This window comes from Nocardiopsis dassonvillei (genome assembly GCF_964273065.1).
GTDB classification, from domain to species: domain Bacteria; phylum Actinomycetota; class Actinomycetes; order Streptosporangiales; family Streptosporangiaceae; genus Nocardiopsis; species Nocardiopsis dassonvillei_B.
This window is the reverse complement of the sequence record NZ_OZ186815.1, coordinates 5,428,562-5,452,032: the sequence shown is the minus strand read 5'-3', so window position 1 is coordinate 5,452,032 and position 23,471 is coordinate 5,428,562. Positions and strand designations below refer to the sequence as shown.

Below are 23,471 nucleotides of genomic sequence, written 5' to 3'. Positions count from 1 at the left end.
CCTCAGCCGGACAGCCAGCCCTGGAGGTCCTCCGCGTTGCGGAGCACCTCCCCGACACGGACCCGCTCCTGCTCCGTGAGCCCGATCCCCCGGAGCTCCTCGATCCACCCGCCCATCCGCTCCCGCTCACCGATCGCCACGGACAGCTCGACCAGCGAGGCCAGCGCCATCGCCCGCTCCACGGGCACGGCCTCGGCCCCGTGCCTGCGCAGTCCCGACTTGAGGAAGCGCCAGGCCGCCCGCTCGTCGAGCTTGAAGTCGCGCAGGATGCGGGCCCCGTCCAGCACCTTGGCCAGCCCCTGCAGCGACTCGGAGCCGCCGTACTCCAGCTCCTCGGGTTCGTCGCGCTGGATGAAGATGATCATGTTGCCCGAGGGGTCCATCACCGTGAACCGGCTCGCACCGGGCCGGTAGCGGGTGATCCTGGGCAGTCCGCGGACCGGCACCCTCCCCCTGGCCGCACGCGCGGACGCCACCAGCGCCGCGTGGTAGGCGGCGATGTCGTCGACCATGACCAGGCAGCCGCCGCTCTCCTCCCGGGCGGGGTCGAGCCCCCCGGGCGCCCGGCCGTAGTGCAGGTGGACGCCCGACCAGCGGAAGGCGAGGTAGAGATAGGGCCGGGTCTGCCGGTAGGTCACCTCGAATCCGAGGGAGAGGAAGAAGTCCAGCGTCTCCTCCGCCGAGGCGCACGGCAGCACCGGCACCACCGCCTCGTTGGCCCGCACCCCCGGCGGTGCGCCCGGCGGCCGCGCCGCGCCCCCGTCCGCGCCCCGCTCGCCCCCGCCGACCCCTGCACCCACGGCCCCTCCTTCGCCACACCGCCGACCGGGGGCCTGCAGCCCTCCGGCCCCGGACCCCGATGGAGTGGTCAAGTTTGACCAGTGGGACGACCCTAGCCCGCCCGCGGCCACTGATCAAGTTTGACCAGCGCGCCCCTGGACTCCGCCGCGCCCCACCCGCCCGGCCCGAACCCCGCTTCCGCACTTCCCCCGGCACCTGTGACCCACCTAACATGAAGAGCATTCATGTTAGGCAGGTGATCCGTGCGCACACCCCCCGCGCCTCCGCCCCCCGAACCCCCCGGGCCGCCTCCCGGCCCCACCGCCCCGGCCCCCACCCTCCCCGAAGCCCTCGCCGAGCCCACCGCCCCCGTCGGCGCGCTCTGGGTGGCCGGGATCAGCCTGGCCAACCTCGGCATGTGGATGGCGTTCTTCGGGCCCCTCCAGGTGCTCCTCCCCGAGCAGGTCGGCGCCATCGCCCCTGAGGGCAAGGAGAGCGCCCTGGCCTGGGTCACCGGTGTCGGCGCCCTCGTGGCCACCCTCGGCACCCCGCTGGCCGGGGCCCTGTCCGACCGCACCACCGGCCCTCTGGGCCGGCGCCGGCCCTGGGTGCTGCTCGGCGCCGTCCTGGGCGCCGCCGGCCTGATCGCCCTGGGCCGCCAGGAGACCGTCGTCGGCGTGCTCGTCGGCTGGTCCCTCGTCCAGGCCGCCCTGTCCCTGCTGAACGCGACCCTGCTGGCCGCCGTCCCGGACCGCGTCCCGGTCCGCCAGCGCGGCGCGGTCTCCGGCTGGGTCGGCATCCCCCAGTCGGCGGGCGTGGTGATCGCCGTGGTGCTGGTGACCGTGGTCGTCACCCGCGTCGCTCCGGGCTACACGCTCATCGGCGTGCTCCTCATCGCCTGCGCCCTGCCGTTCGCGCTGCTGTCCCCGGACCCGCCGCTGCCGCGAGGGGCCCGCCCGCCCTGGCGCGGTCTCCTCGGCGGCTTCCGGATCCCGCTGCGCCGCCACCCGGACTTCGGCTGGGCCTGGCTGACCCGGTTCCTCATGCAGACCGGCAACGCGATGTTCACCCTGTACCTGCTGTACTTCCTGCGCGACGGCATCGGCTACGAGCGGCTCTTCCCCGGCTCCTCGGCCACCGACGGCCTGCTCCTGCTCATCCTGGTCTACACGGCCGCGGTGGTGGCGACCACGGTGGTCGCGGGCGTGCTCTCCGACCGCTGGGGGCGGCGGCGAGGCCCGGTGTGCCTGTCGGGGGTGGTGTGCGCGATCCCGGCGTTCCTGGTGGCGCTGTTCCCGACCTGGCCGGTGACGGTCGCGGGCGCGGTGGTGCTGGGCGTCGGGTTCGGCATCTACCTGTCGGTGGACAACGCCCTGGTCACCGAGGTCCTCCCCGAGGCGCGGGGGCGCGCCAAGGACCTGGGGATCGTGAACATCGCCAGTGCCGGGCCGCAGGTGCTCGCCCCGGCGCTGGCCGGCCCGATCGTGGTCCACCTGGGCGGTTACCCGGTCCTGTACACGGTCTGCGGCCTCCTGACACTCCTGGGCGCCGTCCTGGTGTGGCGCATCAAGGGGGTGGCCTGAACCCGGCCCCGCCGCACCCCGTCCCGTACCCCGATCCCGTCCTCCCCGGCCGGACCCGCGGCCCGGAGGGCACTCACGCACGAAAGGCGGATCCTCATGTCGTCACCGTTCCTGTGGGGCGTGGCCTCGGCCGCGTTCCAGGTGGAGGGCGCCCTGGCCGAGGACGGGCGCGCCCCGTCCGTCTGGGACACCTTCGCCGCCCGCCCGGGCGCCGTCCGCGACGGGCACAGCCCCGCCGTGGCCTGCGACCACTACCACCGCTGGCCGCAGGACGTGGACCTGCTCGACCGGCTGGGCGTGAACGCCTACCGCTTCTCGATCGCCTGGCCGCGGGTGGTCCCGCAGGGCGCCGGACCGGTGAACAAGGCGGGCCTGGACTTCTACGACCGGCTGGTGGACGCCCTCCTGGAGCGGGGCATCACCCCGTTCCCCACGCTGTTCCACTGGGACCTGCCCCAGGCCCTGGAGGACGCGGGCGGCTGGACGTCCCGGGACACCGCGCGGGCCTTCGCCGACTACGCGGCGGTGGCCGCCGACCGCCTGGGCGACCGGGTGCCGCGGTGGATCACCCTGAACGAGCCGGTGGTCCACATGGCCTACGGGCACGCGTTCGGGATCCACGCCCCGGGCCGGACGCTGGAAGTACCCGAGGTGCTGCGGGTGGCGCACCACCTGCTGCTCGCCCACGGCCTGGCCGCGGCGGAGCTGCGCTCGCGGGGGCTGGAGGCCCTGCTGACCAACAACCTGACGCCGGTGCGCACCCCGGAGGAGCCCACCGGCGCCGACCTCGCGGCGGGGGCGGCCTACGACGCCCTGCACAACCGGCTGTTCACCGAACCGGTGCTGCTGGGCACCTACCCGGACCTGTCGGCGTTCGACGCCGCCGAGGTGCCGGGGGTGCGCGAGGGTGACCTGGCGGCCATCGCGGGCAGCGCCGACGGGATCGGCGTCAACTACTACAACCCGAGCCTGGTCCTGGCCCCCGAGGAGGGGAGCGGGCTGCCGTTCGCACTGGGCGAGATCACGGGGGTCCCGACGACGGCGTTCGGGTGGCCGGTGGTCCCGGAGGGGCTGACCGAGACCCTGGTGGGCCTCTCCGAACGGTACGGGGAGGCGCTGCCGCCGCTGTACGTCACCGAGAACGGGTGCTCGTGCGAGGACGCGGTGGCGGACGGCCGGGTGGCCGACCCCGAGCGCGTCGCCTACCTGGAGTCGCACATCGCCGCAGTGGACGCGGCCCGCGCGCGGGGCGCGGACGTTCGCGGCTACTTCGTGTGGACGCTCACCGACAACTTCGAGTGGGCACAGGGCTACCACCAGCGGTTCGGGCTGGTGCACGTGGACCACACCACCCAGGTCCGCACGCCCAAGGACTCCTTCGCCCGCTACCGCGACATCATCGCCGCGCGCACCGGGGGGCCCGGCCCCACCGCCTGACCGCCGGGCGCGCACCCCGCGTCTCCGGGCCCCGCCCCCTCCTCGCCGGGGTCCGCCGCCGACCGCGGAGCGGCACCGCGCTCCCCGCGCGTTGTGCAGCGCGTCCCCCGGAGCACGCCCGCGGCCGGGCGGGCCGCCGCTCCGGGCGTCCCGACCCCGGACGCCCGGGGCGGCACGGCCACCGCACGGCACGCCCGTCCGAAGGGGCGGTCGCGGTCCCGGACTACTCGGCGACGGCGTCCAGCGGGCCGCTGTCGAACCGCTCGGGAGCCTGCTCGCCGCGCTGCCGGGCGGGCTCCCACCACCACCAGTGCGTCTGCGGCACCCAGGCGGGCACCTCCTCGCCGGCGGCGGAGACCGCGGTCCCGGCCACCGCCTCCAGTGCCTCGTCGATGCGCACCACGGCCTCCAGGTCCTCCTGGCGCAGGAACTCGCGCCAGGGCACGAACTCCTCGGCGAGGATCTGGAGCATCGACCGGCGCCAGCAGGCGGGCCGGTACCCCTCGTAGCGGCCGTTCTCGGCGGCGGTCTGGCTGCGCACCACGTACAGGCCGAGCCGGTCGGGGTTGTTGCCGCCGACCAGCAGTTCGGAGAGGGTGGCGGTGAACTCGCGGCCCGCCGGGGACTGCCGCTCCGCACGGGTGGTCGCCCGGTAGAGGTCGAACAGCGCGGCGAACGCCTCGTCCATGAGCGCGTCCCGGTCCCTGCGGCGCGCGGCGCTCTCGGCGAAGGCGTCCAGCGCATTCCTGGCCAGGGTGGGGATGTCCCTGCCCGCGTCCGCACTCACCTGTCCACCGCCTTTTCCTGTTGTGGGAACGAAGCCTTCGGGGGATGTTCCGGCACGGTCGGTGACGACCGGGCTTTCGATCATAAACACCGCTTTCGGGGCTCCGCCATCGCGGGCGGCCACGGGACGAGGCCTCATCCGGCCAGCACCGCGTCGAGCATCCCCGCCCACTGGCGGACGATGCGTCTGCGACGTGCGGTGTCGTCGGTGAGGAGGTTGGCCAGGCCCAGGCCGCGGGCCAGGTCGAGGGTGGCCTGGACGGCCTCGCGCACACCGGGCCGCGACTCGTCCGCCCCCAGCAGTTCCACGGCCGCCCGGTGCAACTCGCGCCCCACGTGCTCCTCCATCGGGATGACGCTCTCGCGCAGGGCCGGGTCGCTGGCGGCGGCCGCCCACAGCTGCAGCGCGGCGCGGAAGTCGTCGCCGGTGAAGGCGTCCACGGCCAGCTGCACCACGGCCTCGGTGCGCCCGGGGCCCTCGGGGACCCCGGCGGTGCGGCGGCGCAGCTCCGCACCCCGGCTGTCGAGGATGTGCCGCATGACCGCGAGGAACAGGTCCTCGCGGGTCGGGAAGTGGTGCTGTGCGGCACCCCGGGACACCCCGGCCGCCTCGGCGACCGCTCCGACGGTGGCCCCGGCCACGCCGTGCCCGGCCAGCCGGCCCACGGCCGCCTCCAGCAGCCGGGCGCGGGTGGCCCGGCTGCGCTCCTGCCTGGGTTCGCGCTCCGCTGCGGTCCCCACCCTCGCCCCCTCGCTCCACCGCCGTGCGGGCGCCCGCACGCCGGGCGCCCGCACGGTCCGAATCAGTACGACCTGGGCAGGCCCAGGGACTGCTGTGCCACGTAGTTGAGGACCATCTCCCGGCTGACCGGCGCGATCCGCGCCAGCCGGGCGCTGGCGATCGCCGAGCCCAGACCGTACTCACTGGCCAGGCCGTTGCCGCCGAGGGTCTGCACGGCCTGGTCGATGGCCCGCACGCACGCCTCCGCCGCAGCGTACTTGGCCATGTTGGCCGCCTCGCCCGCCCCCGCGTCGTCGCCGGAATCGTAACGGAATGCGGCGTGCTGGGTCATCAGCCGGGCCTGTTCCAGTTCGATCTTCACCTGGGCCAGCGGGTGGGCCAGGCCCTGGTGGGCGCCGATGGGGGTGTCCCGCCACACGGTGCGCTCCTTGGCGTAGGCGACGGCCCTGTCCAGGGCGTGCCGGGCGCTGCCGGAGGCCAGGGAGGCGGCCATGATGCGCTCGGGGTTGAGCCCGGCGAACAGCTGCAGGAGCCCGGCCTCGGGGTCGCCGACCAGGGCGTCGGCGGGCAGCCGGACGTCGTCGAGGAAGAGCTGGTACTGGTGGTCGGGGCTGACCAGGTCCATCTCGATGCGGTGCTTCTCGAACCCGGGGGTGTCGGTGGGCACGACGAACAGGGCGGCGGAGAGCCTGCCGGTGTCCTCGTCCTGGACTCGGCCGACGACCAGGACGGCGTCGGCGACGTCCACCCCGGAGATGAAGGTCTTGCGGCCGTTGAGGACCCACCCGTCCCCTTCGCGGCGGCCGGTGGTGGTGATCCGGTGGGAGTTGGACCCGGCGTCGGGCTCGGTGATGGCGAAGGCCATGATGGTCTCGCCGGCGGCCAGCCCGGGGAGCCAGCGCGCGCGCTGGCCGGGGGTGCCGAAGCGGGACAGGACGGTGCCGCAGATGGCCGGGGAGACGACCATCATGAGGGTGGGGCACCCGGCGGCGGCGAGCTCCTCCAGGACCGCGGCCAGGTCGCCGATGCCTCCGCCCCCGCCGCCGTACTCCTCGGGGAGGTTGACGCCGAGGTAGCCGAGTTCACCCGCCGCGCGCCACAGTTCGGTGAGGTAGGCGTCCTCCCTGGCCCTGGCCCGGTAGTACGCGGACCCGTAGTCGGCGGCGAACGCGGAGACGGCGGCCCGCAGCTCCACGCGCTCTGGGGGTTCGTTGAAGATCATGGCCCCGCTCATCGGTCGTCCTGCCCTTCGTAGTCGAGTACGGCGAGGGGTGTCCCGGCGGCGACCCGCCGGCCCTCGGCGACGGGGATCTCCCGGACTGCGCCGGCGGCGGGCGCGGTGATGCGGTGCTCCATCTTCATGGCCTCCAGGCGCAGCAGGGTCTGCCCGGCGCGGACCCGCTCCCCCACGGCGACGTCGACGGAGGTGACGGTGCCCGGCATGGGCGCGGGCAGCGCCCCGGGGTCGACCGCGGCCTCGGGGGCGGGGAGGGGGTCGACGGGGGTGAGGGACACCGACCCGTGCGGGGTCTCGACGTGGACCCGGTCGCCCGCGGTGTGGACGGTGAAGGCGCGGGCCGCCCCGTCCGCCTCCAGGACGACCCGGTCGGCCGCGACCGAGCGGACGCGGGTGCCGGGACGCTCGGGGACGGGGGCCCCGCGAACGGTCCGGTGGGCCGCGGCGACCTCGCGCCCGCCCTCGGTGGTGTAGCGGCGCACGTGCGCCTGGGAGGGGAGGTTGCGCCAGTACGCGGGGATCCCGGAGGGCAGGGGGCCGCGGCCGCGGGCGGCCTCCGCGGAGGCCAGGGCGGCGGCGAGCGCGGCGAGCTCCTCGGTGTCAGGGGCCGCCAGGGGGGTGGCCAGCGCGGTGAGGCGGTCCCCGGTGAGGAATCCGGTGTGCAGTTCCCAGGGCCGGGCGTCGGCCCCGGCGAACACGGGGTGGCGCAGGGCCCGCACGAGCAGGTCGCGGTTGGTGCCGACCCCGTGGACGCGGGCCCCGGCCAGGGCGGCGGACAGGCGGCGCAGGGCGTCGCGGCGGTCGCGGCCGTGGGCGACGACCTTGGCGAGCATGGGGTCGAAGTCGGTACCGACCGTGTCACCGGCCTCCACGCCGGAGTCCAGGCGCACCCCGAACCCGGCGGGCGGCGCGAACCGGGCGGTGGCGGCGGGGACGTCGAAGGCGGTGAGCACGCCGGTGCGGGGCCGCCAGTCCCCGCGCGGGTCCTCGGCGTAGAGCCGGGCCTCCACGGCGTGGCCGGCGGGCGCGGGCGGGCCGCCGGCGGGCAGCGGCTCGCCCTCGGCGATGCGGATCTGCCATTCGACCAGGTCCAGGCCGGTGACGCACTCGGTGACGGGGTGCTCGACCTGGAGCCGGGTGTTCATCTCCAGGAAGACGGGGGCGCCGAACGCGTTCCCCTCCTCTCCGGCGGGCGGGCGGACGGGGACGAGGAACTCGGCGGTCCCGGCGCCGACGTAGCCGATGGCGCGGGCCATGCCGCGGGCCGCCTCGTGCAGGTCGCGCCGTACCTCCTCGGGCAGTCCCGGGGCGGGGGCCTCCTCGATCACCTTCTGGTGGCGGCGCTGCACGGAGCAGTCGCGCTCGCCGACCGCCCACACGGTGCCGTGGGAGTCGGCGAGGATCTGCACCTCGATATGGCGGCCGTGTTCCACGTAGGGCTCGCAGAACACGGCGGGGTCCCCGAACGCGGCGGCGGCCTCGGCGCGGGCGGCCGCCGCCCGGCCGGGCAGCTCGGCGAGGTCGCGGACCACGCGCATGCCCCGGCCGCCGCCCCCGGCCGACGCCTTGACCAGGACGGGCAGGTCCTCGGCGCGTACGTCCTCGGGGTCCAGCGCGGCGGAGACGGGGACTCCGGCGGCGCGGGCGGTCTCCTTGGCCCGGGTCTTGGAGCCCATGGCCTCGATGGCGTCGGCGCCGGGGCCCACCCAGGTGAGTCCGGCGGCGGTGACGGCACGGGCCAGGGCGGGGTTCTCGGAGAGGAAGCCGTAGCCGGGGTGCACGGCGTCGGCCCCGGCGGTGCGGGCCGCGGCCACGACGGCGTCGGCGTCGAGGTAGGCGTCGACGGGGCCGCCCCCGGTGGGGACGGGGAGGGCGACGGCGGTGTCGGCCTCGGCGACGTGGGCGGCCGCCTCCTCCCCGGGGGCGTGCACGGCGACGGTGCCGATGCCCAGGGTGCGGCAGGTGCGCATGACGCGGCGGGCGATCTCGCCGCGGTTGGCGACCAGCAGGACGGCGACGGGTCGGGGGTGCTCGGGTGGGGTGGTGGTCACGGGTGCCCTCACATTCGGAAGACGCCGAAGCGGTCGGTGCCGCGCACCGGGGCGTTGTGGGCGAAGGACAGGCACAGTCCCAGGACGGTGCGGGTGTCGCGGGGGTCGATGACGCCGTCGTCGTAGACCCGCCCGGACAGGAACAGCGGCAGGGACTCGGCCTCAATCTGCTCCTCGACCATCCGGCGGACGAGGGCGTCCTGTTCCTCGTCGTAGGGCGCCCCCCTGCGGGCGGCGGACTGCCGGGCGACGATGGACAGCACCTCGGCGAGCTGGCGGGGGCCCATGACGGCGGAGCGGGCGCTGGGCCAGGCGAACAGGAACCTTGGGTCGTAGGCGCGCCCGCACATGCCGTAGTGGCCGGCCCCGTAGGACGCGCCGACCAGGACCGAGAAGTGGGGGACGGTGCTGTTGGAGACGGCGTTGATCATCATCGAGCCGTGCTTGATGATGCCGCCCTGCTCGTACTCGCGGCCGACCATGTAGCCGGTGGTGTTGTGCAGGAACACCAGAGGGGTGTCGGAGCGGTTGGCGAGCTGGATGAACTGGGCGGCCTTGTGGGCCTCGGCGCTGAACAGCACGCCGTTGTCGTTGGCGAGGATGCCGACGGGGTACCCGTGCAGGTCGGCCCAGCCGGTGACGAGGCCGCTGCCGTAGGCGGGCTTGAACTCGTCGAACTCCGAGCCGTCGACGATGCGGGCGATGATCTCGCGGGGGTCGACGGGGACCTTGAGGTCGGGCGGCATGACGCCGAGGAGGTCCTCCGCGGGGTGGAGGGGCTCGCGGGCGCCGGGGGCGGGCGCGGGCCCCGCCTTGCGGTGGCCGAGCCGGGCGACGATGCGGCGGCCGATGCGCAGGGCGTCGTGCTCGTCCTCGGCGAGGTGGTCGGCCAGGCCGGACACCTCGGCGTGCATGCGGGCCCCGCCCAGCGACTCGTCGTCGCTCTCCTCACCGGTCGCGGCCTTGACCAGGGGCGGGCCGCCGAGGAACACCTTGGCCCGGTCGCGGACCATGACGACGTGGTCGCTCATGCCGGGGATGTAGGCGCCGCCCGCGGTGGAGTTGCCGAACACCAGGGCGACCGTGGGGACGCCGTCGGCGGACAGCCGGGTGAGGTCGCGGAAGGTGCGCCCGCCGGGGACGAAGATCTCCTTCTGGGAGGGCAGGTCGGCGCCGCCGGACTCCACGAGGCTGATCATCGGCATCCGGTTCTGCGCGGCGATCTCCCCGGCCCGGTGGGACTTCCTGAGGGTCCAGGGGTTGCTGGCGCCGCCCCTGACGGTGGGGTCGTTGGCGACGATGACGCACTCGACGCCCGAGACCACGCCGACACCGGTGATGAGGGAGGCGCCGACGGTGTACTCGCTGCCCCAGCCGGCCAGGGGCGACAGCTCGAGGAAGGGCGAGCCCTCGTCGAGGAGGAGTTCGACGCGCTCGCGGGCGGTGAGCTTGCCCCGGGAGCGGTGGCGTTCGACGTACTTGTCGCCGCCCCCGGCCAGGGCCTTGGCGTGTTCGGCGTCGATCTCGGCGAGTGCGCCGAGCATGGCGTCCCGGGCCAGGGCGAACTCAGGGGAGCCGGTGTCGATCCGGCTGCCGAGCACGGTCACGGTCGGTCCTCCCGGCGCATGTCCGCGTGGTCGGAACCGGCCGCTCCGCCTTCGCGCGTGTTCCGGCGGCCGCGTCCGGTCGGTGCGGCGTTCTCGGCGGGGGCGGTCACGGGCGGACCTCCGGGTCGGAAGGGGCCGGGGCGGGCAGCAGGGACACCGGCAGCGGCAGGCGCCGGGCCCGCAGCCACTCCCCCAGGCCCTTGGCCTGCGGGTCGAGTCCCTCGCGGCGGGCGGTGCCGGGGGCGAGCATGCCCTCGATCCAGAAGTTGGCGGCGCGCAGTCCGGGCAGCAGGTGGCGGGTGACCTCGAGACCGGCGGTCTCGGGGAGCAGTTCGCGGAGCAGGTCGACGGTGAGCCGGTGGGCGAGCCAGCGCCAGCCCCCGTCGTCGCGGGCCCACACCCCGAGGTTGGCGTCGGAGCCCTTGTCGCCGCTGCGGGCGCCCAGCACCAGGCCCAGCGGCGCCTCGCGCACCGGGCCCTCGGGCGGGGGCGGCGGCAGCGGGGGCTCGGGGACCTCCGCCAGCGCGCGGGTGGCCTCGGGCGGTGCGATGACCAGGCGGTCGCCGTCGGGCAGGATCACGGTGTGCTCCACCTCGGCGGCGGGCACGAAGGCGTGGCTCGCGATCACCCCGTCGGGGCGGGCGTCGCGCGGCGGGGCGGTGAGGTGGAACCCGGCGTAGCCCGACAGCGCGAGTTCCACGGCGGCGGCGCCGAAGGGGCGGCCGACGACCGAGGGGTCGTGGTCGCGGGCGGTGACGCGCAGGCGGGCGGTGGCCGCGTCCTGTGTGTCGCCGTGGGGGTCGGCGGCGGGGATGTACTCGAAGCGCAGCTCCTCGGGGCGGCGCCGGGCCAGGGCGGCGCGCAGCTGGCGTTCGGCCAGGGCGGCCTTGGCCTCGGCGTCCAGGCCGGTGATGAGCAGGTCGACCTCGTTGCGGAACCCGGTGAGGCCGGTGAGGCCGACCTTGAGGTCGGGCGGCGGGGCCTCCCCGCGGACCCCGGACAGGAGCACCCGGTCGGGGCCCTGCTGCTCGAGGCGGACGGTGTCCAGGCGGGCGGTGACGTCGGGGCCGGGGTAGCGGGCTCCGGCGATCTCGTACACCAGCTGGGCGGTGACGGTGCCGGTGGTGACGGCGCCGCCGGTACCGGGGTGTTTGGTGATGACCGCGGAGCCGTCGGCGCGGATCTCGGCGAGGGGGAAGCCGGGCCGGTCCAGGTCGTACCCCTCGCGCAGCAGCTCGTCGGCGAAGGCGTAGTTGCCGCCGGTGGCCTGGGCACCGCACTCGATGACGTGCCCGGCGACGGTGGCCCCGGCCAGGGCGTCGAGGTCGTCGCGGGTCCAGCCGAAGTGGGAGATGGCGGGACCGACGGCGAGGGAGGCGTCGGTGACCCGGCCGGTGACGACGATGTCGGCCCCGGCGTCCAGGCAGGCGGCGATGCCGAAGGCGCCCAGGTAGGCGTTGGCGGTGAGGGGTCCGTCCAGGCCGAGCTCCTCGGCGCGGTGCAGCAGGTCGTCGCCGGTGACGTAGGCGATGCGGGGGTCGAAGCCGAGGGATTCGGCGAGTTCGGTGAGCCGGTCCGCCAGGCCCTGGGGGTTGAGGCCGCCCGCGTTGGCGACGACCTTGATGCGGCGCTCCATGATGAGGCCGAGGCTGTCGCGCATCTGCCGGAGGAAGGTCCTGGCGTAGCCGCGCGAGGGGTCGGCGAGCTGGTCCCGTCCGAGGATGGCCATGGTGAGCTCGGCCAGGTAGTCACCGGTGAGGACGTCGACCGGTCCTTCGGTGAGCATCTCGTGGACGGCGCCGAAGCGGTCTCCGTAGAAGCCGGAGGCGTTGCCGACCCACAGCGGGGGCGTATCGGTCATGGTGACGAGAGTGACACCGGACACATGAAAAAACAAGCACTCGTGATTGTTTTTGTATGGAAAGCGCCTTTCATCACCATATGGCCGGAACCGGCCACGGAGCGTGGGTTACCGGCCTCGGGAAACCGGGGAACGGGCGGATATTTTGTCCGGATGAGCACCTCCGAGAACACCACCCCCACCGACGACACCACCCCCGACGGCACCGCCGCGGAGGAGGCCGGGGCCGCGAGCCCTCCGGCCGCCGAGACCGCGGACGCCTTCCTGGAGGGGGGCCGCGGGGCGGGAACGCCCGGCGTGCTGTCCGCCGAGACCTTCGCCCTGGCCTCCCTGCTCCTGCTCACACCGGTGGCGACCGGGCAGCGCCTGTTCGAGCTCTTCGGCCGGTTCGCCTTCACCGACGTCGCCCTGGACACCGAAGGGCACCTCGCCGCGGTCAACGCCGACCTGCTGGCCTACGGCGGGCTCAGCGTGCTGACCGTGCTGGCGGCGTCGCTGTCCCTGTTCCTGGGCCGGGCGGCCACCCGCGCCTGGGCGCGCTGGCTGGCCTCGGCGACGGTGCTGGCGGGCGGCGTGTTCGTCGTCCTGTCCATCGTCACCTACGCCGTCGCGGCGGGGAGGATATGAGCGGTTCTCCGGGGCATCGGGCTGCTAGAATCCGGCACTTCTTAACAAACAAGGCATAAGCCACGTAACGGCAGCGCCTCCCCCGCCCCGGAGAACACGCGTGACATCCCCCTTCCCCCCGCCCGAGCACCCCCTCCCGTCCGCCCGGCAGGCGCCGGACCGGCGCCCCCTGGTCATCGGCGCCGTCGCCCTGACCGTCGTCCTCATGGGCGCCGCGGCCGGTGCGGCGTACTGGCTGCGCACCCCGTCCGTCGGCGACCCCCTGGCGGTCTCCCCCGAGCCCCTGGCCCTGGGCCTCTTCTCCGCCGAGGGCAGCACGGCGTCCAAGCAGGAGGCGATCGCACTCGCCCTGGAGGAGATCAACGCGGTCGGCGGTGTGCTCGGCCACGAGGTCGCCGCCCCGGTCGCCGCGAGCGACGCCTCGTCCCTGCTGGCCGAGGACCTCCACGCGGTCCTGGGCTCCCAGCCGGTCGGCGCCGACGTCCTGCTTCCGGGGGTGATCGAGGCGGGCGACCTGTACTGCGGCAACGCCGAGCCCTACACCGCCACCCCGGAGTTCGGGGAGGGCCTGTACTTCTCCGCGATCCCGGGCCAGGACCAGATGGTGCGGGCCCTGACCCGGGTGATGGCCGAGGACGGACGCGAGAAGATCGCGGTGCCCTACACCCCGGACACCGAGCTCTGGCTGGACACCATCACCGCCGAGGCGGAGGTCCACGGCATGGAGGTCATCGGAATCGAGGCGCTGTACGCCCTGGTGGACCCGATGACGTTCCAGGGCTCCGAGACGGAGGCCGCGGAGCTGATCGAGGGCGGCGTGGACGCCGCCGTCAACCTGGACGGGGTGGTCTCCGAGAGCGTCACCGACGCACTGGTGAACCAGGGGCTCCCTGCCGAGGGCCTGTACATCGCCGAGATGCCCCTCCTGTCGGCCTCGCCCGGGTCCCCGGACACCCACGGCCCGGCGGGAGCGACGGTGGTCCGGCACCACGAGGGCGACGGGGGCTTTCCGGAGATCGGCTTCGACTCCACGGAATCGGGGGACCTCTCCGCCTCCGCGCAGTTCGGCGGGGTGACGGCCGCCCTCTACGACTGCGTCAACCTCATCGCCCTGGCCGCCGAGGCCGCGGGCTCGGTCGAGCCCGCCGAGATCGCCGCCCGCCTGCCCGCCGTCAGCGAGGGCGGCCGTGAGTGCGGCGAGTACGCGGACTGCCTGGCCCGGGTCCGCGCCGGGCAGGACATCGCCTACGTCGGCCCCCGCGGACCGCTCACCTGGGACGCCACCAACCGCCTGGTGGACGTGCCCTTCGAGGTCGTCCGCCTGCACGGCGAGGGCGAGCCCGTGGACACCGAGGTCCGCACCTTCTCCCTCGGCTCCTGACACCGCCCCGCGGATGCGACGGTGATCGGGGTCCTCCACCCGGGGACGCCCAGCGGTTCCGCCCGAGCCTGCGGGTCGGGCGGGTCCAGGGCGTCACGGACCCCGACGGGGCGGCCGTGTACGGGATGACCCGGGCTCCCGACGGCCGGGCCGCCTGGCGGTACGGGGAAGAGGTCGAACCGGGGACCGTTCACGTCATCCGGTACCGGGTCGGCCGGCACGGGATCTTCGAACCGGGCCCGCCATGAAGCGCGGGGCGGCCGCCGGGAGTCCGGCGGCCGCCCCGCGGCGTGTTCGGTGTACGGTGCGCCGGCGGTCAGGCGATGCGGTCGATGACGATCGGGCCCGGCTCGAAGACGCCGTCCGGGTCGATGTCGAACGCGCCCTCCAGGGCGGCAGCGCCGCGCTCGAACCGCTCGGGCTCGTCCGCGTGCAGGGTGAACAGCGGCTCGCCCGCCGCGACGGTCTCGCCCGGCTTGGCGTGCAGGGTCACGCCCGCCCCGAAGGACACCGCGTCCTCCTTGCGGGCCCGGCCCGCGCCCAGCCGCCAGGCGGCCAGGCCCACCTGGTAGGCGTCCAGGCGGGTGACCACGCCCGAGGCCGGGGCGAGTACCGTGCGGCGCTCGGCGGCCTGCGGCAGCGGCGCGTCCGGGTCGCCGCCCTGCGCGCGGATCAGCCGCTTCCAGGACTCCAGCGCGCTGCCGTCCTTGAGCGCCTCGGCCGGGTCCTTGACACCGCCCTCGCCCGGGGTGAGCCCCGCGGCGGCGAGCATCTCCCGGGCCAGGGCCACGGTCAGCTCCACCACGTCGGCCGGGCCGCCGCCGGAGAGCACCTCCACGGATTCGGCGACCTCCAGGGCGTTGCCCACCCGGCGGCCCAGCGGCACGGACATGTCCGTGATGAGCGCGACCGTGCGCACGCCGTGGTCGGTGCCGATGCCCACCATGGTGCGGGCCAGCTCGCGGGCGGACGCGACGTCCTTCATGAACGCCCCCGAGCCCGCCTTGACGTCCAGCACCAGGGCGCCGGTGCCCTCGGCGAGCTTCTTGCTCATGATGGAGGCCGAGATCAGCGGGATCGACTCCACTGTCCCGGTGACGTCGCGCAGCGCGTAAAGCTTGCGGTCGGCCGGGGCCAGGCCCTCTCCGGCCGCGCAGATCACCCCGCCGGTGTCGGCGAGCACCGCGCGCATCTCGCCGGTGCTCAGCGACGCCCGCCAGCCGGGGATGGACTCCAGCTTGTCCAGGGTGCCGCCGGTGTGCCCCAGGCCGCGGCCGGAGAGCTGGGGCACCGCCGCGCCGCAGGCGGCGACGGTGGGCGTGAGCGGCAGGGTGATCTTGTCGCCGACCCCGCCGGTGGAGTGCTTGTCGGTGGTGGGCCGGTCCAGGTCGGAGAAGTCGAGCCGCTCACCCGAGGCCAGCATCGCCTCGGTCCACCGGGCCACCTCCGCGCGGTTCATACCGCGCAGGAAGATCGCCATGGCCAGCGCCGACATCTGCTCCTCGGCGACCGCGCCGCGGGTGTAGGCGTCGATCACCCAGTCGATCTGCTCCGGGGTGAGCTCTCCCCCGTCGCGCTTGGCGCGGATGACCTCGATGACGTCCATGAAGTGCGTCCCTTCCGGGAGAAAAACGGGTCTCCCCGGCCGCCGCCGTGCGGGCGGCGACCGGGGAGAGGGATGTGACTGCTGTTCTCTTGTTCAGGCGAGGCTGTGCGGTCCGAACGCCTGCGGCAGGACCCGGTCCATGGTGAGGACCCCCTCGGGGGTGTCCACCAGCAGGTCCGGCCCGCCGTGCTCGTACAGCAGCTGGCGGCAGCGCCCGCACGGCATGAGGGTCTCCCCCCGCCCGTCCACGCAGGCGAACGCGACCAGGCGGCCGCCCCCGCTCGCGTGCAGCGCGCTGACCAGCCCGCACTCGGCGCACAGCCCCACCCCGTAGGAGGCGTTCTCCACGTTGCAGCCGCTGACGGTGCGGCCGTCGTCGACCAGCGCCGCGGCGCCCACCGGGTACCGCGAGTACGGCGCGTAGGCGTGGGCCATGGCCTCTCTGGCAGCGGTGCGCAGCGCCTCCCAGTCGACGCTCTCGGGATCGACGGCGCTCATGACCGGCTCGCCCTCCACTGCTTGCCGACCCCGGCGGGCGGCCTCAGCCGCTGGGAGGCCAGCGACAGCACCAGCAGGGTCGCGATGTGCGGGCTGTAGGTGGCCAGCTCGCGGGGCAGCGAATCGGTGGTGAAGTACCAGACCAGCAGCAGCACGGCCGCGATCACGCCGGCGATCGCCAGGCCCTTGCGGTCCTGGCGGACCTGCCACAGGGCCGTGAGCAGCAGCACCACGGCCAGCAGGAGCAGCAGGGCGTGGACGGCCGCGCCGCCGCCGCGGATCTGGAGTGCGTCGGTGTACCCGAACAGTCCGGCGCCCATGGCCAGGCCGCCCGGCCGCCAGTTGCCGAAGATCATCGCGGCCAGGCCGATGTAGCCGCGGCCGCCGGTCTGCCCCTCCTGGTAGATCTGCGAGGCGACGATGGCGAGGAAGACCCCGCCCATACCCGCCAGGCCGCCGGAGACGACGACCGCGATGTACTTGAAGGTGTAGACGGGCACGCCCAGGGACTCGGCCGCGTCGGGGTTCTCACCGACCGACCGCAGCCGCAGCCCGAACGCGGTCTTCCAGAGCACCAGGTAGGTCACCGGGATCATGAGGATCGCGATGATCGTCAGCGCCGACAGGCGCGTGGTGATCCCGATGACCAGCGACGCCAGGTCGCCGACCACGGGGATCCCGCTGGACGCGACGGGGCCCAGCAGGTCGGCCACACCGGGCAGGCTCAGCTCCGGGAACCGCGGTGTGGTGGGCGACTGCGAGGCGCCCGCCCCCGGCACGTCCGCGTACACCAGGATCGACAGGTAGCGCATCGCGCCGAGCATGAGGATGTTGATCGCCACGCCGGAGACGATGTGGTCGACGGCGAAGGTGACCGTGGCGACGGCGTGCAGCAGGCCGCCCGCCATGCCCGCCAGCACCCCGGCGGCCAGGCCGATCCACGGGCTGTCGGTCGACCACGCGAAGTACGCGCCGAACCAGGTCCCGAGGATCATCATGCCCTCGAGGCCGATGTTGATGATGCCCGCCCGCTCGGCCCACAGACCGCCCAGGGCCGCGAGGGCGATGGGCACCGCGAAGGTGATGGTGGTGCGGACGGTACCCGCGTCGGTGAGCATGTCCTGGCCGGTGATGACCCGCAGGCCCGCCAGGGCCACCAGGACGGCGCCGAACAGGCTGAGCAGGCGCCACACCGACCGGCCGCCGGAGCGGACCGGGGGCTTGGCCACCGGTTCCATCACGTTGAGTTCCTGGCTCACTTCGCCTCCCCGCCGCGGCCGTTCCCGGGGGTGTCGTCCCCGGTCGCGTCACCGCTGTCGGACGCCGTGCCGGTCGGCACGGTCTCCTCGGCGGGCTCGGCGACGGTGGTGCCGAGCTCCCTGCCGATCTGCTGCTGCTGGTAGCGACGGCCCCAGCGGTGGACGACCTCGTAGACCACGACGACCGTGAGGACGATGGTGGCCTGGGCGATGACGGCGATCTCCTGCGGGATGCCGTCGAAGGGCAGGATGCCCGCCGCCTGGTTGAGGAAGGCCCAGAACAGGGCGGCGAAGGCGATGCCCACCGGGTGGTTGCGGCCCAGCAGGGCGATGGCGATGCCGATGAAGCCGATGCCGGTCGGGAAGTCCAGCGCGTAGTAGTGGGAGCTGCCGAGCAGCTGCGGCATGCCCACCAGGCCCGCGACCATGCCCGAGAAGAGCATGGACAGGAACACCATCTTCTTGACGTTGACACCGCTGGCCTCGGCGGCGCTCTGCGACTGGCCCGTGGCCCGCAGCTCGAACCCGAAGCGGGTGCGGTTGAGCATCACCGCGTAGCCGATGCCCACGGCGATCGCCAGGAACACCAGGCCGAAGATCTGCCGCTCCGAGCCGAGGAAGAGGGCCGGGATGCCGGGCACCCAGGAGCCCTCCGGCAGCGGCGGGGTGCCGATGTTGTTGGTGCTGATCTCCACCGCCAGGCGGTCGGTGTTCAGCAGGTAGGCGGTGATGCCGGTGGCGATCGCGTTGAGCATGATCGTCGAGATGACCTCGGACACGCCGCGCGTGACCTTGAGGTAGCCGGCGATGCCGGCCCAGGCGCCGCCCACCGCGACGGCGACCAGGATGATGACGATCTGGCTCAGCACCGGCGGCAGCACCAGCCAGCCGCCGACGGCGGCGGCCAGCAGCGCGGCGAGCCGGTACTGGCCGTCCACGCCGATGTTGAACAGCTTCATCTTGAAGCCGATCGCCACGGCGACGGCGGCCAGGTAGTAGGTGGTGCCGTCGTTGATGATCTGCACCAGGCTGTTGGGCCGGGTGCCGTACTCGATCATCCGGGCGAAGGTGGCGCCCGGGGCGATCCCGCTGAGGAACAGCACCAGGGCGGTGACGGCGACCGCGATGATCCCGGCGGCGAACACCGCGGCGAAGGACAGCGCGAGCATCGCGGACAGGCGGCGGTACAGCAGGAAGGCCGCTCCCGACCCGACGAGCGCGCCGACGGCGGCCGCCACCGGCTCGATCAGGGACAGGTCCAGGAACCAGGCCAGCAGCAGGCCGGAGACCACCGACAGCACCAGGGCGGTGGGGACCACCAGGGTGCGGTGCAGGGTGGTGCCCTCCTCCTTGGCGCCGGCGGCGCCGGTCCGCTCGGCGTCGGGGATCCGGCGGTCGGCCACGACCACGGCGGCGAACGCCAGGACGACGCCGATGGTCAGCGCCGCCCACCACAGCAGCACCGTGTCGAGGGCGACGGTGACGGCCGTGCCCAGCAGGGCGATGAGGAGTCCCGTGGTCAGGGCCCGCGGAAATCCGGGGCGGGTGGTCGTGTCAGTCATGCCACGCCCCCGTTCCGGTCGGCGGTGTCGTCACCGCTGCCACCTTCTGTGCTGTCGGTGCCGCCGTCGCCGCCGAGTCCGGCGCCGGTCATGGCGGAGCCGAGCTGCTCGGGGGTGACGGTGGCCGGATCGGCCTGGGCGACCAGGCGGCCGCGCAGGATGACGTGCAGTGTGTCGGACATGCCGATGAGCTCGTCGAGGTCGGCGGAGATCAGCAGGACCGCGAGCCCTGCGGCACGGGCCTCGCGCAGCTGCTCCCAGATGGCGGACTGGGCGCCGACGTCCACACCCCGGGTGGGGTGGGCGGCGACGAGGAAGCGGGGGCCGCCGCTCATCTCCCGGCCGATGATGAACTTCTGCTGGTTGCCGCCGGAGAGGGCGTCGGCGATGACGTCGATGTTGGGCGTGCGCACGTCGTACTCGGCGACGATGCGCTCGGCGTCGGCGCGCGCCCCGGCCCGGTCGATCCAGGGGCCGCGCACGCTCGGCGGCTTGGTCTGGTGGCCCAGGATGCGGTTCTCCCACAGGGAGGACTCCAGCAGTACGCCGTGGCGGTGCCGGTCCTCCGGGATGTAGCCGACCCCGGCCTCGCGGATCTTCAGGGTGTGCCAGCCGGTGATGTCCTCCCCGCCCAGGAGGATGCGGCCCGAGGCGAGCGGGCGCATGCCCATGACGGCCTCGATGAGCTCGGACTGGCCGTTGCCCTCCACGCCGGCGATACCGACGATCTCGCCCTCGCGGATGTCGAGGGTGACGCCGTCGACGACGGCGCGGCCGTCGGCGGCCCGGACGGTGGCCCCGTCCAGGGACAGGACCACCCGGTCGGTGACGGTGGACTCGCGCAGCTCGGGCACGGGCAGTTCGCCGCCCACCATGAGCGTGGCCAGCTCCCGGGCGGTGGTGGTGCCCGGGTCCGCGGTGGCCACGGTGGTGCCGCGGCGGATCACGGTGATCTCGTCGGCGACGGACAGCACCTCGTCGAGCTTGTGCGAGATGAAGATGACCGTGAGGCCCTCGCTCTTGAGCTCGCGGAGGTTGTCGAAGAGCTCGTCGACCTCCTGCGGGACCAGGACGGCGGTGGGCTCGTCCAGGATGATGGTGCGCGCCCCGCGGTAGAGGACCTTGAGGATCTCCACCCGCTGCCGGTCGCCGACGCCCAGGTCCTCCATCAGGCGGTCCGGGTCCACCCCGAGCCCGTACTGCCCGGACAGGCGGAGGATCTCGGTGCGGGCCCTGGCGCCGATGCCGTGCAGGCGCTCGGCGCCCAGGACGACGTTCTCCAGGACGGTGAGGTTGTCGGCGAGCATGAAGTGCTGGTGCACCATGCCGATGCCGTTCCTGATGGCGTCGGACGGCGAGTTGAACCTCACCTGGCCGCCGTTGACGTGGATGGTGCCCTCGTCGGGGCGGTGCATCCCGTACAGGGTCTTCATCAGCGTGGACTTGCCCGCACCGTTCTCGCCGACGATGGCGTGCACGGTGCCGGGGGCCACGGAGATGTCGATGTCGTGGTTGGCCACGACGCCGGGAAAACGCTTGGTGATCCCGCGCAGCTCAACGGCGGGGGGCGCCTGGCCCCCTGCGCCCGATGGCGTGCTGCTCATCTGTCTCCTTGGAAAATGCGGAGGCGGCGCGGGGCCGGTCGCCACCGCCGGACGCCCTCGTCCGCGTAACGACGGCCGGGACGGCTGCCGGACGGGGGTTCCCCGGTCCGGCGGCCGTCCCAGGCCGTGGATCACCACGGGTCCTACCCGTGGCGGAGGATGTACGACCGCGCGTTCACGGCGCGGTCGGGACCTCGATCTCGCCGTCGATGATCTGCTGCTTGATCTCGTCCAGCTCGCCCTGGATCGGGCTGATCAGTTCCTCGTTGGAGGTGGTGTAGTCCACACCGCCGCCGGCCAGGTCGAAGCGCTGGATGCCCTCCTGGACGGCGCCGTCGGCCACGGAGTTGATGAACTCGAAGACCGCCACGTCGACCTGCTTGATGGCGGAGGTCAGCACGAACGGCTTCTGCGCGTCCTCGGCGTTCTCGTACTGGTCGCTGTCGACGCCGATGAACAGGAAGTCGTTGGCGACGGCGGCCTCCAGGACACCGTTGCCGGAGGCGCCTGCGGCGTGGTAGATCACGTCGGCGCCGCGGTCGTACTGGGCCTGGGCCAGCTCGCGGCCGCGGGCCGGGTCGCTGAAGCCGCTGAAGTCCGGCGGCTGGCTGAGGTAGTCGACCTCGACCGTGACGTCCTCGTTCACGTGCGCGACGCCGGCCTCGTAGCCCGCCTGGAACTTGTGGATCAGCGGGGTCTCGACACCGCCGATGAACCCGACGTGGTCCTCCTCGGTGGACAGCGCCGCGGCGGCACCGGCCAGGAAGGAGGCCTGCTCCTCGGCGAAGACCAGGCTGGTGACGTTGTCGATGTCCTCGACCTCGGAGTCCACGATGGCGAAGTGGACGTCCGGGTACTCCGGCGCGACCTCGACCACGGCCTCGTTGTAGGCGAACCCGACGGCGATGACGACGTCGTAGCCCTCCTCGGCCATGGTGGAGAGGCGCTCCACCTTGGCGGAGTCGGCCTCGCCGTCGGCGGGCTCGAACTCCCGGGCCTCGACGCCCAGCTCGTCGATCGCCTGCTCCAGGCCGCGGTAGGCCGAGTCGTTGAACGAGCGGTCGCCGCGACCGCCGACGTCGTAGGCCAGCCCGACGCGGAGCTCGGAAGCCTCCTCGCCGCCGTCGGTCCCCTCGCCCGCGCCCTCCTGGGCCGCGTTGTCACACGCGGTGAGGGCGAGCACACCGGCCGCCGCGATGGCGGCGAACCTGACAGTGTTGCTGCGCTTCACTTCTTAACTCCCCTTCGCCCTCTCAGCGGCCCGCTTTCAACCGGGGGCCGGGCTGAGTTCTGCGGTCGGACGATATCCGGTAGTGGAAAGTACACCCAACCGGCGCACAGACTTGTTATGAAGGCGAGAGCTGAATGACACGGGGGCTTACTCGGAAGTTACCGATCACACACCGGACACGGACACCGGGGGCTTTGCCCGGAGGTATTCTCCGGCCCGCTCGCGGCCCCCACAAGCCAGTACTACACAAGGGCCGTGTACGGACACACCGGGTCACAACGCCACGTGGGGCCGGTCCGGTCTAGACCGGTCTGGACTCCGGCGGGGGACCCGCCGGAGCCCGGACCGCTGCCCCGGGGCCCGGCGTTGGGAGCGGCGGACCGGACCGGGGCGCGACCCCACCCGTCAGGAGGTGAGGAAGTCGAGGACGGCCTGTTTGAAGGCCCGTGAGGAGACCGCGTTGAGGTGGTCGCGCCCGGGCACCTCCACGTGCGCCCCCTCGACCGTCGCCGCCAGCTCGGCGGCGCCCGTCGCGATCTCGTCCTTGGCACCCGTGACCAGCAGTGTCGGTACCGTGACGGGGGGCTGCGGGGAGAAGGGCCGGGCGGCCTGGCCGCGGGCGCAGGCGGCCAGGGCGGCCGGGTCGTTGCCGGGCAGCGCGGCGACCGTGCGGAACACGGCGTCGAAGGGGGTCGTGCCCTCCCCCGGGGCGGACAGGTCGGTGCCGTCGAAGGCGTTGACCGGTCCGAAGCCGCCCAGCACCAGGCGGCGCACCCGCTCGGGCCGGGTGAGCGCCAGCTCCCAGGCCAGCCGCGAGCCCATGGAGTAGCCGACGGCGTCGACCCGCTCCACGCCGAGTTCGTCGAGCAGGGCGACGAGGTCGACGACGAAGCGTTCGGGCAGGTAGGAGGCCTCCTCGGCGGGCTTCTCGCTGGCTCCGTGGCCGCGCAGGTCCGGGCCGATCACGCGCAGTCCCTCCGCCGCCAGCACCTGGGGCCACCCGGCGGCCTGCCAATTCATGCCGAAGTTCGTCCCGAAACCGTGGAGCAGAAGCACGGGCACGGCGTCCGCCGGGGACTGCGGGCGCAAATCCGCATAGCGCATTGTCACGTCGCCGACGAGATTCGCAGACATGAATCCTTCAATCCTTATGCGGCCGGATGTATTGGAAGATGGTGGGACGGGGGCCCTTTCAGAGGTTCCGATAAACACGGGTCCCGAGAAGTCGCCCGGATCCGTGTATTCCTCCGAAGGGGCCCCGTCCGGTGGGCCCGGTCAGTCCGTCGGGGGCTTGAGCCGGACGCGCCGGGCCGGCCGGGCCTCCTCGGCCGGGACCCTTCCGACGATGCCCGCCTGCGGGGCCTGCGCCTGGACCGCGAAGGTGACCAGCGGGTCGCCCACGGGGACGACCTGGTCCTCCTCGGCGTGCAGCTCGACGATCCGCCCGGCCTTGGGCGAGGGGATGACCACGGCCGACTTGGTGGTCTCCACCTCCACCAGCGGGGCGTTGCGCTCGACGACGTCGCCGACGGACACCTGCCATTCCAGGACGGTGGCCTCGACGAGGCCCTCCCCGAGGTCGGGAAGGGTGAAGGTGACGTTCTCTTCGGCCATGGGGT

19 protein-coding genes are annotated in these 23,471 nt (G+C 73.8%); 4 read left to right on the top strand and 15 right to left on the bottom strand.

What is annotated here, in order from left to right:
* Positions 1 to 2: 2 nt before the first annotated feature.
* Positions 3 to 800 carry a glyoxalase gene (locus ACSUPR_RS24415; RefSeq protein ID WP_436887057.1) on the bottom strand — a complete coding sequence of 266 codons (798 nt, stop codon included), beginning with the start codon at positions 798 to 800 and terminating at the stop codon, positions 3 to 5.
* Positions 801 to 1,043: 243 nt separating this feature from the next.
* On the opposite strand from ACSUPR_RS24415, the gene ACSUPR_RS24410 reads away from it, so the two are divergent.
* Both ACSUPR_RS24410 and ACSUPR_RS24405 read left to right on the top strand, forming a co-directional pair.
* The gene (locus ACSUPR_RS24410; protein ID WP_436887056.1) at positions 1,044 to 2,363 is read left to right on the top strand and encodes an MFS transporter; all 1,320 of its coding nucleotides are present in this window, start codon (positions 1,044 to 1,046) and stop codon (positions 2,361 to 2,363) included.
* A 96-nt stretch (positions 2,364 to 2,459) separates the two neighbouring features.
* On the top strand, positions 2,460 to 3,800 hold the full coding sequence (locus ACSUPR_RS24405) for a GH1 family beta-glucosidase (protein WP_436887055.1): 1,341 nt from the start codon (positions 2,460 to 2,462) through the stop codon (positions 3,798 to 3,800).
* A gap of 223 nt (positions 3,801 to 4,023) precedes the next feature.
* Here ACSUPR_RS24405 and ACSUPR_RS24400 read toward each other — a convergent pair whose 3' ends face one another.
* The 6 genes from ACSUPR_RS24400 to ACSUPR_RS24375 all read right to left on the bottom strand — a co-directional run bounded on the left by ACSUPR_RS24400 (position 4,024) and on the right by ACSUPR_RS24375 (position 12,108).
* A complete protein-coding gene (locus tag ACSUPR_RS24400) occupies positions 4,024 to 4,587 on the bottom strand; it encodes a hypothetical protein (protein WP_436887054.1) in 564 nt (187 codons plus the stop codon).
* Between the two features lie 134 nt (positions 4,588 to 4,721).
* On the bottom strand, positions 4,722 to 5,327 hold the full coding sequence (locus ACSUPR_RS24395) for a TetR/AcrR family transcriptional regulator (RefSeq protein WP_436887053.1): 606 nt from the start codon (positions 5,325 to 5,327) through the stop codon (positions 4,722 to 4,724).
* Positions 5,328 to 5,389: 62 nt separating this feature from the next.
* Positions 5,390 to 6,562 carry an acyl-CoA dehydrogenase family protein gene (locus ACSUPR_RS24390; protein ID WP_436887052.1) on the bottom strand — a complete coding sequence of 391 codons (1,173 nt, stop codon included), beginning with the start codon at positions 6,560 to 6,562 and terminating at the stop codon, positions 5,390 to 5,392.
* Positions 6,559 to 8,616: a biotin carboxylase N-terminal domain-containing protein gene (locus ACSUPR_RS24385; protein ID WP_436887051.1), complete on the bottom strand. Its 2,058-nt coding sequence runs from the start codon at positions 8,614 to 8,616 to the stop codon at positions 6,559 to 6,561. The genes ACSUPR_RS24390 and ACSUPR_RS24385 overlap by 4 nt, the downstream gene beginning before the upstream one ends.
* 8 nt (positions 8,617 to 8,624) lie before the next feature.
* Positions 8,625 to 10,223 (bottom strand): acyl-CoA carboxylase subunit beta, encoded by a 1,599-nt coding sequence (locus ACSUPR_RS24380; protein ID WP_436887050.1) that lies wholly within the window; start codon positions 10,221 to 10,223, stop codon positions 8,625 to 8,627.
* A 106-nt stretch (positions 10,224 to 10,329) separates the two neighbouring features.
* Positions 10,330 to 12,108 carry an acyclic terpene utilization AtuA family protein gene (locus ACSUPR_RS24375; RefSeq protein ID WP_436887049.1) on the bottom strand — a complete coding sequence of 593 codons (1,779 nt, stop codon included), beginning with the start codon at positions 12,106 to 12,108 and terminating at the stop codon, positions 10,330 to 10,332.
* A gap of 129 nt (positions 12,109 to 12,237) precedes the next feature.
* On the opposite strand from ACSUPR_RS24375, the gene ACSUPR_RS24370 reads away from it, so the two are divergent.
* Together ACSUPR_RS24370 and ACSUPR_RS24365 are read left to right on the top strand one after the other, a co-directional pair.
* The gene (locus ACSUPR_RS24370) at positions 12,238 to 12,711 is read left to right on the top strand and encodes a hypothetical protein (RefSeq protein ID WP_436887048.1); all 474 of its coding nucleotides are present in this window, start codon (positions 12,238 to 12,240) and stop codon (positions 12,709 to 12,711) included.
* A 100-nt stretch (positions 12,712 to 12,811) separates the two neighbouring features.
* Positions 12,812 to 14,092, top strand: a complete 1,281-nt coding sequence (locus ACSUPR_RS24365) for an ABC transporter substrate-binding protein (protein WP_436887047.1) — start codon at positions 12,812 to 12,814, stop codon at positions 14,090 to 14,092.
* Between the two features lie 316 nt (positions 14,093 to 14,408).
* Here the strand turns inward: ACSUPR_RS24365 and ACSUPR_RS24360 are convergent, their stop codons facing one another.
* The 8 genes from ACSUPR_RS24360 to ACSUPR_RS24325 all read right to left on the bottom strand — a co-directional run bounded on the left by ACSUPR_RS24360 (position 14,409) and on the right by ACSUPR_RS24325 (position 23,466).
* On the bottom strand, positions 14,409 to 15,698 hold the full coding sequence (locus ACSUPR_RS24360; protein ID WP_436887046.1) for a thymidine phosphorylase: 1,290 nt from the start codon (positions 15,696 to 15,698) through the stop codon (positions 14,409 to 14,411).
* A 93-nt stretch (positions 15,699 to 15,791) separates the two neighbouring features.
* On the bottom strand, positions 15,792 to 16,214 hold the full coding sequence (locus ACSUPR_RS24355) for a cytidine deaminase (RefSeq protein WP_436887044.1): 423 nt from the start codon (positions 16,212 to 16,214) through the stop codon (positions 15,792 to 15,794).
* The gene (locus tag ACSUPR_RS24350) at positions 16,193 to 17,455 is read right to left on the bottom strand and encodes an ABC transporter permease (protein WP_436887043.1); all 1,263 of its coding nucleotides are present in this window, start codon (positions 17,453 to 17,455) and stop codon (positions 16,193 to 16,195) included. Before ACSUPR_RS24350 ends, ACSUPR_RS24355 begins: the two co-directional genes overlap by 22 nt.
* Positions 17,452 to 19,017, bottom strand: coding sequence for an ABC transporter permease (locus ACSUPR_RS24345; protein WP_436887042.1), 1,566 nt, complete (start codon positions 19,015 to 19,017; stop codon positions 17,452 to 17,454). Before ACSUPR_RS24345 ends, ACSUPR_RS24350 begins: the two co-directional genes overlap by 4 nt.
* Positions 19,014 to 20,621, bottom strand: coding sequence for an ABC transporter ATP-binding protein (locus ACSUPR_RS24340; protein WP_436887041.1), 1,608 nt, complete (start codon positions 20,619 to 20,621; stop codon positions 19,014 to 19,016). The genes ACSUPR_RS24345 and ACSUPR_RS24340 overlap by 4 nt, the downstream gene beginning before the upstream one ends.
* 175 nt (positions 20,622 to 20,796) lie before the next feature.
* On the bottom strand, positions 20,797 to 21,852 hold the full coding sequence (locus tag ACSUPR_RS24335; RefSeq protein ID WP_436887040.1) for a BMP family lipoprotein: 1,056 nt from the start codon (positions 21,850 to 21,852) through the stop codon (positions 20,797 to 20,799).
* Positions 21,853 to 22,257: 405 nt separating this feature from the next.
* A complete protein-coding gene (locus ACSUPR_RS24330) occupies positions 22,258 to 22,986 on the bottom strand; it encodes an alpha/beta fold hydrolase (RefSeq protein WP_436887039.1) in 729 nt (242 codons plus the stop codon).
* 141 nt (positions 22,987 to 23,127) lie between these two features.
* Positions 23,128 to 23,466, bottom strand: coding sequence for a biotin/lipoyl-containing protein (locus tag ACSUPR_RS24325; protein ID WP_436887038.1), 339 nt, complete (start codon positions 23,464 to 23,466; stop codon positions 23,128 to 23,130).
* Positions 23,467 to 23,471 lie beyond the last annotated feature (5 nt).